Origin of the sequence: Falsiroseomonas sp. HC035 (assembly GCF_050563525.1) — a bacterium.
GTDB lineage: Bacteria > Pseudomonadota > Alphaproteobacteria > Acetobacterales > Acetobacteraceae > Falsiroseomonas.
This window is the reverse complement of sequence record NZ_JBNXUN010000001.1, coordinates 83,422-96,401: the sequence shown is the minus strand read 5'-3', so window position 1 is coordinate 96,401 and position 12,980 is coordinate 83,422. Positions and strand designations below refer to the sequence as shown.

Sequence of the window (12,980 nt, the reverse complement as noted above, 5' to 3'; positions counted from 1 at the left end):
GTTGCGGGGCATCGGCCCGCAACCTAGCTTCCGCGACCTTTCCGTCAATACATCATCCGGGTCCCCGCACCTTGTCCGATAGCCATCCGCTGCTGCCAACGCTCGCCCGCATCGCGGAGGCGCTGGAACGCCTGGCACCCCCTGCCCCCGCCGCGCCAGATCTTGGCGCCGCCGACGCCTTCGTCTGGCACCCCGGCCCGCCCGCCCGGCTGGACCCGGTGCCGCGCGTCGCCGCCGTGGGCATCACGCTGCTGCAGGGCGTGGAGCGCCAGAAGGCGCTGATCCTGGAGAACACCCTGCGCTTCGCCCGCGGCCTGCCAGCCAACAACGCCATGCTGTGGGGCGCCCGCGGCATGGGCAAATCCAGCCTGGTCAAGGCCGCCCACGCCGCCGCCAATGCCGAAATTCCCGGTGCCATCGCGCTGGTGGAGATCCAGCGCGAGGATGTCCGCACCCTGCCCGACCTGCTGAACGTGCTCCGCGTCGGGTCCCGCCGCTGCCTGGTGTTCTGCGACGACTTGTCCTTCGAACGTGAGGACGCCGACTACAAGGCGTTGAAATCCGTGCTCGACGGCGGCATCGAGGGTCGGCCCGCCAACGTTCTGTTCTACGCCACCAGCAACCGCCGCCACCTGATGCCGCGCGACATGATCGAAAACGAGCGCAGCACCGCCATCAACCCCTCCGAGGCGACGGAGGAGAAGGTCTCCCTGTCGGACCGCTTCGGCCTCTGGATCGGTTTCCACAACTGCGACCAGGACACCTTCTTCGCCATGGTCGAGGGCTACGCCGGCAGCTTCGGCCTGCCGGTCAGCCAGGACGATCTCCGCCGCGCGGCTGTCGAATGGAGCGTGACTCGCGGCGCACGCTCCGGCCGCGTCGCCTGGCAGTTCGTCCAGGACATGGCCGGCAGGCTCGGCGTCAGGACGAACGCCTGACCGCCGCATGATCCGGACGCAGCTTCGTTACGCTTAAGTTCTGTCCCAAACGATCTCTGCGCAGACGGCCCGCCGCCCATCTGTAACGTGATTGCGGGCGGCGCGTTGCGCCCCGCGCGAAGGTTGACGTTGTCCGGCGGACGGAGTGCCATCCCGGCGCGCCAGGGGGGCGCGTGCCGCGGCAAGGCGGCCGATCATGGCAACGGGGTTCTTCATGCCATCCAACTCGCGCTGGCCCATCTCGAATTGGCGCAGGCCGTCCACGCTGGTCATCGCACCGCTGGTCCTGGCCCCGCTGGCTGGCTGTGGCTACACGGTGCAGCGCAACGCGGACATCACGGCGAACCAGCGCGCGTTGGCCAGCGCGGAGGCGACTGGCACCACGCTGCGGCAGCGGGTCTCCCAGCTCGAAGCCGCCCTGGCGCAGGAACGCGCCGCGGCCGGCGACCTCGCCAGCCTGGAACAGCGCCTGCGACAGGCGAATGGCGCGCTGAGCAGCGCCCAGCGGGCGCGCGCCAGTGCCGACCAGGAGGCCCGCCGCCTGCGCGCCCAGATCGCGCAGGAGGAAGGCCAGCTTGCCAGCCTTCAGGGCCGCTCCGGCGACCTGCAGCAATCCACCAGCCAGGCCCAGGCCTCGCTCACCGAGGCCGAGGCACGTCTCGCGGGGCTGCGCAACGACGCCCAGGCGGCGGAGCGCCGGCTGGCGCAGTTGCGCGACCAGGCCACCGCCCAGGATGGCCGCCTCGCCTCGCTTGGTGAACGCCGCGGCGCCGAGGAACGGCAGCTTGCCGCCCTGCAGGACCAGGCCGCGCAATCCGAACGACGTCTCGCCGGGCTGCGGGAGCAGGCGGCGAATGAAGAGCGGCGCCTCGCGGAGTTGCGCCAGGGTGGGCAGGCCGCGGACCAGCGCCTCACCGGCCTGCGCGGGCAGGTCGGCGAAACAGAAGGCCGCCTCAACACGCTGCGCAACCAGGCCCAGGCGGAAGACCAGCGCCTGGCCGGGCTACGCAGCCAGGTGACCGAGACGGAGCGCCGCCTCGGCGGGCTGACGCAGCAGGCACAGGCGGAGGACCAGCGCCTTCGCGGCCTGCGGACCCAGTTGGCGGAGGCCGAACGCCGCCTCGGCGGCGTGCGGGAACAGGGCCAGAGCGCCGACCAGCGCCTCACCGGGCTGCGCGAGCAGGTGGGCGAGGCCGAACGGCGGCTGGCTGACCTGCGCGAGCAGGCCCAGGCGGAAGACCGGCGCCTCGCCGGCCTTCGCGAGCAGGCGACGGAAGCGGAACGTCGGCTGGCCGGGGTGCGGGAGTCCGCGGGCGGCGAGGATCGTCGGCTGGCGCAACTGCGTGAACAGGCGACGACCGAAGCGCAGCGGCTGGAAGCCCTGCGCGGCGGCATCGCCCAGGCGCAGCAGGCGCTGGCGGAACGCCAGCAGGTGACCGGCGAGACCGACCGCCGCCTGACCAACCTGCGGTCCACGCTGGAGGAAGCCGAGCGCAACCTGACCGACCGCCGCGCCGCCCTGGCCGAGGCCGAGCAGCGGCTGGGACAGGTGACGCAGGCAGAGCGCGACACCAGCGCCCGGGTCCGCACCCTGGAAACCCGGGCAGCGGAGCTGGACACCCGCGTCACCGACCAGGACCGGCGCCTCGCCAGCCTGCGCGACGCGCTGTCCACGGCCGAGGCCACGCTGGCCGAGCGCCGCGGCCAGGTGGAGCAGGCGCAGGCCGAGCTGGACCGGCTGAGCACGGCGCGGGAGGAAGCCGCGGCGACCCTGCGCAGCCTGGAAGCGCGCAGCGCCGAGCTGCGCAACGAGGTCGGCGCCGCCGAGCGCCGTCTGGCCGAACTCCGCACCGGCACCGCGGCGGAGGAACGCCGCCTGCAAGAGGCGCGCGCCGAAGCCCAGGCCGCCGGCAGTGAATTGCAATCCCGCCGTGCCGAGCTGGCGCAGGCGGAGGCCCGCCTCGCCGAGGCCAACCGCGCCAACGAGGCCGCCGGGACCCGGCTGCGGGAGATCACCCAGGGCACCGATGGCGCGCGGCAGGAACAGGCCCGGCTGCGCAACCAGGCGGAGGCCCTGCGCAGCGAGGTTGCGGCCATGGAGCGCCGGCGCCAGGAGCTCGGCGCCGAGGTCGCGACGGTGGAAGCCCGCCTGACGCAGCAGCGCCAGGAACTGGCGCAGCTGGCGGTGAGCCTGGCGCGGGAGCGTCAGGTGCTGGACATGCAGCCCTCCCGCACCGGCGCCGAAGCCCCGGCCCGCTCAGGCGAGGGTGCCGGGCCGGATGGGGGGACGGTCAGGCAGTAGCCGGGCGTAGCACCTCCGCGCCACCCATGTAGGGGCGGAGCACCTCAGGGATGGCGATGGAGCCATCCTCGGCCTGGTGCGTCTCCAGCACCGCGATCAGCGCCCGGCCGACCGCGACGCCGCTGCCGTTCAGCGTGTGAAGGAACTCGGTGCCCTTGGCACCGGCTGGGCGGAAGCGCGCCTCCATCCGGCGTGCCTGGAAGTCGCGGCAGTTGGAGCAGGAGGAAATCTCCCGCCAGGCCTGCTGGCCGGGCAGCCAGACTTCCAGGTCGTAGGTCTTGGCGGCGCCGAAGCCGGTGTCGCCGGACGCCAGCACGATGCGCCGCCAGGTCAGGCCGAGCTCGGTCAGCACGCGTTCGGCGCAGGCGGTCATGCGCTCATGCTCCGCCTCGGACTGGTCCGGATGGGTGACGGAGACCATCTCGACCTTGGGGAACTGGTGCTGGCGCAGCATGCCGCGGGTGTCGCGCCCTGCGGAGCCCGCCTCCGACCGGAAGCAGGGGGACAACGCGGCTAGGCGCAGCGGCAAGGCCGGCTCTGCCAGGATTTCGCCCCGCACGAAGTTGGTCAGCGGCACCTCGGCAGTCGGGATCAGCCAGCGGCCATCCGTGGTGCCGAACAGGTCCTCCTTGAACTTGGGCAACTGCCCGGTGCCGTACATGGAGGCGTCGTTCACCAGCAGCGGCACGGAGCATTCGGTGTAGCCGTGTTCCTCCGTGTGCAGGTTCAGCATCCACTGGCCGAGCGCGCGTTCAAGCCGTGCCAGCGGACCGCGCAGCACGGTGAAGCGGGCGCCGGCCAGCTTCGCCGCGGTGCTGAAATCCATGCCCAGCGCCTCGCCCAGCTCGAAATGCTGCCGCGGCGTGAAGGGATAGTTGCGGGGGCTGCCATGGGTGTGCAGCACGACGTTGGCGGATTCGTCTGCGCCGTCCGGCACATCGGCGGCCAGCAGGTTGGGCAGGCTGGCCAGCAGGGCGTCGCGCGCCGCCTCATGAGCCTCCGGCGTCGCGGCGGCGGCGGCATCCATGGCGGCCTTCACCTCCGATTTCAGCCGCTCCGCCAGCGCGGTGTCGCCGGCCTTCATGGCGGCGCCGATCTGGCGGGACAACTCGTTGCGCGTCGTCTGCGCCGCCTGGGTCAGCCGCACCGCCTCGATGCGCAGATCGTCGAGGCGCAGCGCCTCCGCCGCCACCGGCGGCAGGGACCGCCGCGCGAGCGCCGCATCGAACGCCGCCGGATCGGCGCGCACCACCTTGATGTCATGCATGGAACTGGACCTGAAAGACTGCTGCCCTGCGGCTAGGGCAGCCGGGCGCGGTCGTCAATCAGGACGCCGGGGGCCGTGCCCCTCAGGTCTTCGCCGCCGCGTCCTTCTTCCGCCCCATCCAGACTGCGGCCAGGATCGAGATCTCGTAGAGCAGGATCATCGGCACGGCCAAGCCGATCTGGCTGATGATGTCCGGCGGCGTGATGATGGCGGCGACCACGAACATGCCGACGATCGCATAGCGCCGGCCGCGCCGCAGCCCGTCCACCGTCACGATGCCGACGCGGGCCATCAGCGTCAGCGCCACCGGCAACTGGAAGGCGATGCCGAAGGCCAGGATCATGTGCATGACCAGGGACAGGTACTCGCTGACCTTGGCTTCCAGCTGGATCGCGACGGTGCCGGCTTCCTGCGGCGTCTCGAAGCTGATGAAGAAGCTCCAGGCCATCGGGAAGATGAAGTAGTAGGCCAGCGCCGCGCCCATGACGAACAGGAAGGGCGAAGCGACCAGGAACGGCGTGATCGCGTTCTTCTCGCTTTTGTAGAGCCCGGGCGCGATGAACAGCCAAAGCTGTGTCGCCCACATCGGGAAGCTGAAGAAGGTGGCGCCGAAGAAGGCGACCTTCAGGTAGGTGAAGAACGCCTCGTACAGCGCCGTGAAGATCATCCGGCGCTCGCCCATCCCCTGCGCCTGCAGGATGTCCGCCAGCGGCGCGGCGAGGAAGCCGTAGATCTGGCGGGAAAAGTAGTAGCAGACCGCGAAGGCGATGATGAAGGCGCCGAGCGACCAGAGGAGCCGCGTGCGCAGCTCCATCAGGTGCTCGATCAACGGCATCGGCTTGTCGTCGATCTCGTCGGTCGGATCACGCGGCACTGTGGGGGGATCCGTCTGTCAGGTGGCGGTGCCGGCGGGGGTGCCGGTGGGTGGCTTCGCCTCGGCCGCGGGTGGCACGAAGGCCGGCGCGGCTTCCGGTGCCGGCGGCGCGATCGGCTGTGCCTGCGGCGCGATCGGCGCGGCCAGGGGTTCGGCCATAACCGGTGGCGTCGCACCCGGCGGGATGAAGGCTGGTGGGACGAAGGGCGGCGCCTCGGCCCGCGGCGCATCGGTGACCGGTTCAGTGACCGGCGCACTGGCCGGCGCACTGGCCGGCGGCGGGGTCACCTCCGCCCCGTGTACCGGAGGGCGCGTGTCGAACGCCTCGCGCAGCGGGTCCTCGGAGAAGGTCTTGCGCAGTGACCCGTCGCGGTCGACCTCCTTCTCGACGATGTCACGCACGTTGAAGTTGCGGATATCGTTGATCTGGTTGCGCACGTCTTCCAGCTTCGCCTCGCGCACCACCTCGTCCACCTGGCCCTGGAACTCGCCGGCCATGCGGCGAAGCTTCTGGATGCCCTTGGCGATGCTGCGGACAGCATCGGGCAGGTCCTTGGGGCCGATGACGACCACAGCGACAACGGCGATCAGCGCGAGTTCGGTCCAGTCGAGACCCAGCATGAATCCTCATCCCCGACGCCATGCGGCATGCAGGCCAGGCGGGGCGAACCCGTTAGCAGGAACGCCGCCCAACGCCAATCCAGTCGCAATCCGCCAACCCTATCTAGGGAGCCTCGGCCGGGAATACGAAGGCCCGTTCCGGGTCCATCGCCACGGCTACGCGATCACCGCGGCTGAGCCAGGCGCCGGGCGGCAGCCGGGCGTGGAGGTGCAGCAGGCCGCCCTGCCCGTCCGCCACCGCAAGGTGCACCAGCGTGGTGGCGCCGAGCAGCCGGCAGGCCTCGACCTCCGCCAGCGTGCCGTTGCTGGCCTCCGGCGCCATCACCCGCAGGCCTTCGGGGCGCAACAGCACCTCCGCCGCCTCACCCTCCCGCACGCCATCCGTCTCGCGCAGCTTCAGGCCGCCGATCGGGGTTTCCACCTGGCCCTCCCGCACCTGCGCCGGCATGCGGTTCACCTCGCCCAGGAAGGTCGCGACGAAGCGGCTGCGTGGCGCGAGGTAGAGCGCCGACGGTGCGCCGAGCTGTTCGATCCGGCCAGCATTCATCAGCGCGATCCGGTCGGCCATGAACATCGCCTCCTCCGAATCATGCGTCACGATCAGGGTGGCGATGCCGGCCTGTTGCAACACGTGCAGCGTATCGTCGCGCACCTGTTCGCGCAGCCTGGCATCCAGGCTGGCGAAAGCCTCGTCCAGCAGCAAAACGGCAGGCCGCGGCGCGAGCGCCCGCGCCAGCGCCACGCGCTGCTGCTGGCCGCCGGACAGCATGTGCGGCCAGGATTCGGCGAAGGCCTCCAGCCCCACCCGCGCCAGCGAATCCATGATCCGCCACTTGCGCTGCCCGCGCGGCACGAAGCGCAGCCCGAAGGCGACGTTCTCCGCCACCGTCAGATGCGGGAACAGCGCGTAGTCCTGGAACACGAATCCGACGCCGCGGGCTTCCGGCGGCGTCTCCCGCCCCGGCTCCGCGATCAACTGGCCGTCCAGCGTGATGCGCCCGGCCTGCAACGGCTCCAGCCCCGAGGCGAGGCGCAGCAGCGTGGTCTTGCCGCAGCCGGAGGGGCCGAGCAGGCACAGGATCTCCCCAGGCCCGACCTCCAGGTCCAGATCCCGCAGCACCACCCCGCGCTCGGGATAGTGGTGGGAGACGCCCTCGAACCGGATGCTCAATTTTGCCGTGCGTCGGCGAGCCGACGCTCCTCAAGCGCCGGGCGCGTCCATCCGGACGCCTGGCACGCCACACGTGCGGCGGCGGCCGTTCGGGCGTTCACCCCTCCGGAAGCCGGCGGGTCGCAGGGGCGGACCGGAATCCGCATCGTCAGTCGCCATCCGGCGTCTGGGGCGGCGCATCCTGGGTGCCGAACAGCGGCGCGGCATCGCCGCTGACCAGCTCCTCCCGCCGCGGCAGGTCGCGCAGCGACTTCAGGCCGAACTGCTCCAGGAAGCGCGGCGTGGTGCCCCACAGGGTCGGCCGGCCCGGCACCTCCTTGTGCCCGCGAGGCGCCACCAAGCCGTGTTCCAGCAGCGATTCGAGGGTCGCCTGAGCCAGGCCGGCGCCACGAATCTCCTCGATTTCGGCACGGGTGCAGGGCTGGTGCCAGGCGATAACCGCCAGCGCCTCCATCGCCGCACGCGGCAGCCGGCGCGGCACCTCGATCACCCGGGTCAACGCGCCTGCGAGATCGGGCGCGGTGCGCAGCACGAAGCCGCCGCCGACCTCGGTCAGCACCACGCCGCGGCCCTCCAGCGCGCGGGACAATTCGCGGAACACCGCCTCCGCCTGCTCGCCCTCCGCCAGCAACGGTTGCAGCCGGGCGGGCGTCACCGGGCGGTCCGAGGCGAAGACCAGCGCCTCCGCCAGCCGGATCGCCGCGGCGCTGACCGGTGGGACATCCTCGGGTGGCTCCGCCTCAGGCAGCCCGTCCTCAGGCGGCTCTGACATCGCCTGCCTTCTCCGCGTTCTCGGCACGACGCAGCAGGATCGGCCCGAAGGCGCGGTCCTGCCGCAGGTCGAGCCCGCCGCCGCGCGCCATCTCCAGGCTTGCGATCAACGTGCTGGCCAGTGCCGCGCGGCGTTCCACCGCATCCAGCTCCGCACCGTCCGGCAGGAATCGTTGCAGCACGGCCCAGGACGGCAGGTCGCCGAGCACCCGCGTCATCCGCGCGATGGCCTCCTGCACCGACCACAGCCGCCGCGGCTTGGGCCGATAGGGCCGCAGCGCCAGGGACCGGCGCCGCCCCGCCACATAGGCCTGGCACAGCGCCGCCAGATCCGCCCGCAGGCCGGAGCGGTCCTCCACCGTCAGGTTCTCGGGGGCGCCACGGCCGAACACGTCGCGTCCAAACTGGTCGCGCCGGCCGAGCCAGGCGGCGCCGGCGCGCATCGCCTCCAGCTCCGCCAGCCGATCAGTCAGGCGGCTGGCCAACGCCTCCGGGTCCTCATCTTCTCCGGCTTCTTCCTTGGGCAGCAGCAGGCGGGATTTCAGCCAGGCGAGCCAGGCGGCCATCACCAGCCAATCGGCCTGCAATTCCAGTCGCATGCCGCGCGCTTGGTCGATTACCGCCAGATACTGATCGACCAACGCCACGATGGAGATGCCAGCCAGGTCCAGCTTCTGCGCCCGCGCCAGATCCAGCAGCAGGTCGAGCGGGCCCTCATACCCGTCCAGCCGCAGATGCAGCACCGGGTCGGTCATACCGCGCCCCCATGGCCGGACAGCGTGAAGATTACCCGCAGCACCGGAAACGCCACCTCCCGCATCAGGATGCCGAGCGGATCGAAGCCGGGAATCGCATAGGGCACCAGGAAGATAAGGCCCAGCACGATCAGCAGCCCGAATCGCTCCAGGCCCGCCACCGCCCGCGCCGCCGGGGCCGGCAGGAGGCCGACCAGGATGCGGCCGCCATCCAGCGGGGGAATCGGCAGCAGATTGAAGCAGGCCAGGATCACGTTGTACAACATGCTGAGTGCCGCCATCCGCAGCAGCCAGTCCGCCGCCACCAGCGGCAGCACGCCGTCGGCCGCGGTCACCACATGGGCGAACAGGCCGAAGCCGAAGGCCAGGGCGAAGTTGATGCCCGGCCCGGCCGCCGCCACCAGCACCATGCCCCAGCGCGGATCGCGCAGCCGCCAGATGTCCACCGGCACTGGCTTGGCCCAGCCGAACATCGCCTCCACCCGTCCCAACGTCGCCAACTGCGTCACCAGCAACAGGCCGGGCACCAGCAGCGTGCCCACCGGGTCCACATGGCGCAGGGGGTTCAGGCTGACCCGGCCGAGCCGCCAGGCCGTATCATCGCCCAGCGCGCGCGCCGCGAAGCCATGCGCCGCCTCATGCAGGGTGATGGCCAGGATGGCCGCCACCGCGATCGCCGCGATTTCGCCGATCACGCGAAAGCCGTCTTCGTGGCCAGCAGGCGGTCCCGGATCTCGGCCAGCAGCACCGGGTTCAGCGCCTTCCTGGCCGCCAGCATGGCATCGCGCGCCGCCTGCATCCGGTGCGCCGCCCGCGTGCCGAGCGCCGGGCAGGCTTCCAGCAGCGAAGCGGTTTCCGCCAGCACCCCGGTGCAATGCAGCGCCAGGTCGCAGCCCGCGGCGATGGTCGCCGCCGGCAGTTCCTTCGAGAGCCCCGCCATCGCCCCCATCGCCAGGTCGTCCGAGACCAGCACGCCGTCGAAGCCGATCTCGCCGCGGATCACGTCGCGGATGGTCCCGGCCGACAGGGTCGCCGGCAGCGCCGCATCCAGCGCCTCATACAGGATGTGCGCCGTCATCGCCCAAAGACCCACCCCGCCATCCGGAGCCGCCAATGCCCGAAACGGCGCCAGGTCCGCCGCCAGCGTGGCACGGTCCGCCGCGACGCGGGGCAGCGATTCGTGGCTGTCGACCTGCGCCCGGCCATGCCCGGGAATATGCTTCACCACCGGGATGCACCCGGCCTGTTGCAGCCCGCGCACCCAGGCCGCGCCCAGCCGCGCGACCTCCGCCGGCTGATCGGAGAAGGCACGGTCGCCGATGATCTGGTGCGCGCCCGGCAGCCGTAGATCCAGGACCGGCGCGCAGACCACGTCCAGCCCCAGGCGGGCGCATTCCAGCCCGAGCAGCGTCGCATTCGCCTCCGCCGCCATGGCCGGAGCATCCTCGAACAGCGCGGCCGGCGGAAAATCCGGCCAATGTGGCGGCCGCAGCCGGGCGACTCGCCCGCCTTCCTGGTCCACCAGGATCGGCGCCTCCGCGCCCAGTTCCTCGCGCAGCGCCGCGCAGAGCGCCGTGACCTGCGCCGGCGTCTCGACATTGCGACGGAACAGGATGGCACCGGCCGGGCGCCAGCGCCGGAACAGCGCGACCTCCTCCGCCGCCAGCGTGGTGCCGGCGATGCCGACGATGGCAGCTCTCGGGGTCAACTCAGCGCACCGGGATGCAGGCGAGGCTGCGGGCGCGGGCCTGTTCGCAGAACTGCGCGGCCGAATCCGCATCGGCGAACCCGCTGGCGCGCAGGCGGAACAGCGGCGAGCCGCTTTCGCGCTCCACCCGCTGCACCACAGGGCTGCGGCCCTGGAACAGCTCCGGCGCACGCCGCGTCAGCCGATCCCATTCGCCGCGCGCGGCCTCCTCGCTGCCCACCGCGGCCAGTTGCACCAGCGCCCGCCCATTCGCCACCGGCGCCGGCACGGCAGCAGCAGCCGGAGACGGCGAAGTCGGCGGTGCGGGCGCGGCCGGCGGCGGAAACGGCAGGGAGGCCAGCGTCGCCGCCTCCTCAGGCGCCTCGGTCGCCACCACGGAATCCGGCTCCGGCACGGGCATCGGGCGCGGTGCGATCACCGGAGGCGGCGCCACGGCGGCGCGCAGCAGCGCCAGGTTCGGCGCCTCGGCCTCCGGCACCAGACCATCGGCGCGCGGCGCCGCCTGGGCCTGCCGGTTGCCGGGGCGTTCCAGCACCAGCGCATTCTGGTTCGGCACGCGCAGCCCGCCGGGATCGTCCGGGCGCACCTTGAAGGGGCGCGGGTCGGCTTCCACCACCGGCACGCCGCCGCCGCCCATGCTCTGGAAGGCCCACCAGCCGCCGGCCGCCACGCCCCCCACGGCCAGCAGCCCCCCGGCCGCGGCCAGCATCATCCATGGAACCCCCGGGCGATCCCGCTGCACCCGGTAGGATGGCACCATCGCATCGCTCATCGCATCTCCTCGACGGGTTCGACCCCCATCACCGCGAGGCCAGAGCGCAGGACCACCGAAGTCGCGGCCACCAGCGCCAGTCGCGCCCGTGTCGCCTCCGGCTCCTCCGCCCGGATGAAGCGCAACGTCGCATCGTCGCGTCCCCTGTTCCACAATACATGAAAGTCGCTGGCCAAGTCTTGGAGAAAGAACGCGATTCGATGCGGCTCCCGCGCCGCAGCAGCGGCTTCCACCGTGCGCGGCCAGGCCGCCATGCGGCGGATCAGCGCCAGCTCCGAGGCATCCACCAGCGAATCGAGCGGCGCCTCCGCCAGCGCCGATACATCCGGATCACCGGCGGATCGCAGCACCGACCGGCAGCGGGCATGCGCGTACTGCACGTAGAACACCGGATTTTCCCGGGACTGCTCGATGACCTTGTTCAGGTCGAATTCCATCTGCGCATCCGCCTTGCGCGTCAGCATGGTGAAGCGGACGGCATCCTTGCCCACTTCATCGATCAGGTCGCGCAGCGTCACATAGGTGCCGGCGCGCTTCGACATGCGGACCGGCTCGCCATCCTTCACCACATGCACGATCTGGGTCAGCACCACGTCGAGGCTGACCTTGCGGTCCGACAGCGCCGCGACGGCGGCCTGCATCCGCTTGACGTAGCCGCCATGGTCGGCGCCCCAGACCTGCACCAGTTGCGGGAAGCCACGCTCGATCTTGGCCAGGTGGTTCGCCACGTCGTTGGCGAAATAGGTGCCGGAGCCATCGGATTTGCGCAGGGGGCGGTCGACGTCGTCGCCATAGGAGGTTGCCCGGAACAGGGTCTGCGGCCGCGGCTCCCAGTCATCCGGCGTCTTGCCCTTCGGCGGCTCCAGCACGCCGGTGTAGATCAGGTCCTTCGCCGCCAGCGTCGCCTCGGCCTTTTCCAGCCAGCCTTCGGCTACGATGCTGCGCTCGCTGATGAAGACGTCGTGCTGCACGCCAAGGGCTGCCAGATCCTCCCGGATCGAGGACATCATGGCTTCCACGGTGAAGTCCCGCACCGTGTCCAGCCAATGCGTGGCGGCCGCCGGCATGGCGCCCGGCTCGGCCAGGGTCTCCTTGAAGATCTGGCGTAGCGCGATGCCGACCGGCACCAGGTACTCGCCCTTGTATTGCAGCCCGCCAGGCACGGATTGCGCGTAGTCCTCCTCGGTCATCGTCGTGCCGAGCGCCTGGAGGTAGCGCCAGTAGGTGGCATAGGCGAGCGCCAACACCTGTGCGCCTGCGTCGTTGACATAGTACTCCCGCGTCACGTCGAAGCCGGCCTTGCGCAGCAGCAGCGCCAGCGCATCGCCCACCACGGCGCCACGGCAATGCCCGACATGCATCGGCCCGGTCGGGTTGGCCGAGACGTATTCGACATTCACCGGCCCGCCGTCCCGCGCCGGCCCGTCGCCATAGGCCGGCCCGGCCGCCAGCACCGCCGGCACCACGCCGCGCACAAAGCCCTGTTCAAGCCGCAGGTTCACGAAGCCCGGCCCGGCGGGCGTCGCCTCCACCAGCATCGGCAGCGCGGCCAGCCGCTCGCACAGCAAGCCGGCAAGCTTCGGCGGCGGCATCTTCGCCAGCTTGGCCACCACCATCGCGCCGTTGGTCGACATGTCGCCATGCGCCGCGTCCTTCGGCGGCTCCACCAGCACGCGCGTGAAGGCTACCGCCGGCAATTCAGGCAGGATCTGGCGCAGCGCATCCACCACATGGGCGCGCATCGTGGCGAATAGGTCGGCTGTCGGTGTCATGAAAAGCTGATCCGGAATCGAATAAAGGG

At 71.4% G+C, this 12,980-nt stretch carries 12 protein-coding genes; 2 read left to right on the top strand and 10 right to left on the bottom strand.

Annotated features, from left to right (window positions below; all coding sequences use genetic code 11):
* The first annotated feature begins 71 nt into the window (after positions 1 to 71).
* Positions 72 to 938, top strand: a complete 867-nt coding sequence (locus tag ACLF3G_RS00520; protein ID WP_430667354.1) for an ATP-binding protein — start codon at positions 72 to 74, stop codon at positions 936 to 938.
* Positions 939 to 1,134: 196 nt separating this feature from the next.
* Positions 1,135 to 3,240 carry a hypothetical protein gene (locus tag ACLF3G_RS00515; RefSeq protein ID WP_430667353.1) on the top strand — a complete coding sequence of 702 codons (2,106 nt, stop codon included), beginning with the start codon at positions 1,135 to 1,137 and terminating at the stop codon, positions 3,238 to 3,240.
* Here the strand turns inward: ACLF3G_RS00515 and serS are convergent.
* The 10 genes from serS to argS form a co-directional block, all read right to left on the bottom strand.
* Entirely contained in the window at positions 3,230 to 4,507 is a 1,278-nt protein-coding gene (gene serS / locus ACLF3G_RS00510; protein ID WP_430667352.1) for a serine--tRNA ligase, read from the bottom strand. The genes ACLF3G_RS00515 and serS overlap by 11 nt on opposite strands.
* Positions 4,508 to 4,589: 82 nt before the next feature.
* Complete coding sequence (gene tatC, locus ACLF3G_RS00505; protein WP_430667351.1) at positions 4,590 to 5,381, bottom strand: twin-arginine translocase subunit TatC; 792 nt, start codon at positions 5,379 to 5,381, stop codon at positions 4,590 to 4,592.
* 18 nt (positions 5,382 to 5,399) lie between these two features.
* Positions 5,400 to 6,002, bottom strand: a complete 603-nt coding sequence (gene tatB / locus ACLF3G_RS00500) for a Sec-independent protein translocase protein TatB (protein WP_430667350.1) — start codon at positions 6,000 to 6,002, stop codon at positions 5,400 to 5,402.
* 103 nt (positions 6,003 to 6,105) lie between these two features.
* Positions 6,106 to 7,173 carry an ABC transporter ATP-binding protein gene (locus ACLF3G_RS00495; RefSeq protein WP_430667349.1) on the bottom strand — a complete coding sequence of 356 codons (1,068 nt, stop codon included), beginning with the start codon at positions 7,171 to 7,173 and terminating at the stop codon, positions 6,106 to 6,108.
* A gap of 148 nt (positions 7,174 to 7,321) precedes the next feature.
* Positions 7,322 to 7,945 carry an SMC-Scp complex subunit ScpB gene (gene scpB, locus ACLF3G_RS00490; protein ID WP_430667348.1) on the bottom strand — a complete coding sequence of 208 codons (624 nt, stop codon included), beginning with the start codon at positions 7,943 to 7,945 and terminating at the stop codon, positions 7,322 to 7,324.
* Positions 7,929 to 8,699, bottom strand: coding sequence for a segregation and condensation protein A (locus tag ACLF3G_RS00485; protein ID WP_430667347.1), 771 nt, complete (start codon positions 8,697 to 8,699; stop codon positions 7,929 to 7,931). The genes scpB and ACLF3G_RS00485 overlap by 17 nt, the downstream gene beginning before the upstream one ends.
* Entirely contained in the window at positions 8,696 to 9,394 is a 699-nt protein-coding gene (locus ACLF3G_RS00480; protein WP_430667346.1) for a site-2 protease family protein, read from the bottom strand. The genes ACLF3G_RS00485 and ACLF3G_RS00480 overlap by 4 nt, the downstream gene beginning before the upstream one ends.
* Positions 9,391 to 10,407, bottom strand: coding sequence for a beta-N-acetylhexosaminidase (gene nagZ, locus ACLF3G_RS00475; RefSeq protein ID WP_430667345.1), 1,017 nt, complete (start codon positions 10,405 to 10,407; stop codon positions 9,391 to 9,393). The genes ACLF3G_RS00480 and nagZ overlap by 4 nt, the downstream gene beginning before the upstream one ends.
* Position 10,408: 1 nt before the next feature.
* Positions 10,409 to 11,179 (bottom strand): SPOR domain-containing protein, encoded by a 771-nt coding sequence (locus ACLF3G_RS00470; protein ID WP_430667344.1) that lies wholly within the window; start codon positions 11,177 to 11,179, stop codon positions 10,409 to 10,411.
* Positions 11,176 to 12,951, bottom strand: coding sequence for an arginine--tRNA ligase (gene argS, locus ACLF3G_RS00465; RefSeq protein WP_430667343.1), 1,776 nt, complete (start codon positions 12,949 to 12,951; stop codon positions 11,176 to 11,178). Before argS ends, ACLF3G_RS00470 begins: the two co-directional genes overlap by 4 nt.
* Positions 12,952 to 12,980 lie beyond the last annotated feature (29 nt).

Excerpts from the sequence above, each read along its gene's own strand:
- ACLF3G_RS00515 (WP_430667353.1), top strand. The coding sequence starts at position 1,135 with ATGGCAACGGGGTTCTTCATGCCATCCAACTCGCGCTGGCCCATCTCG.
- serS (WP_430667352.1), bottom strand. The coding sequence starts at position 4,507 with ATGCATGACATCAAGGTGGTGCGCGCCGATCCGGCGGCGTTCGATGCG.
- tatB (WP_430667350.1), bottom strand. The coding sequence starts at position 6,002 with ATGCTGGGTCTCGACTGGACCGAACTCGCGCTGATCGCCGTTGTCGCT.
- scpB (WP_430667348.1), bottom strand. The coding sequence starts at position 7,945 with ATGTCAGAGCCGCCTGAGGACGGGCTGCCTGAGGCGGAGCCACCCGAG.
- ACLF3G_RS00485 (WP_430667347.1), bottom strand. The coding sequence starts at position 8,699 with ATGACCGACCCGGTGCTGCATCTGCGGCTGGACGGGTATGAGGGCCCG.
- ACLF3G_RS00470 (WP_430667344.1), bottom strand. The coding sequence starts at position 11,179 with ATGAGCGATGCGATGGTGCCATCCTACCGGGTGCAGCGGGATCGCCCG.
- argS (WP_430667343.1), bottom strand. The coding sequence starts at position 12,951 with ATGACACCGACAGCCGACCTATTCGCCACGATGCGCGCCCATGTGGTG.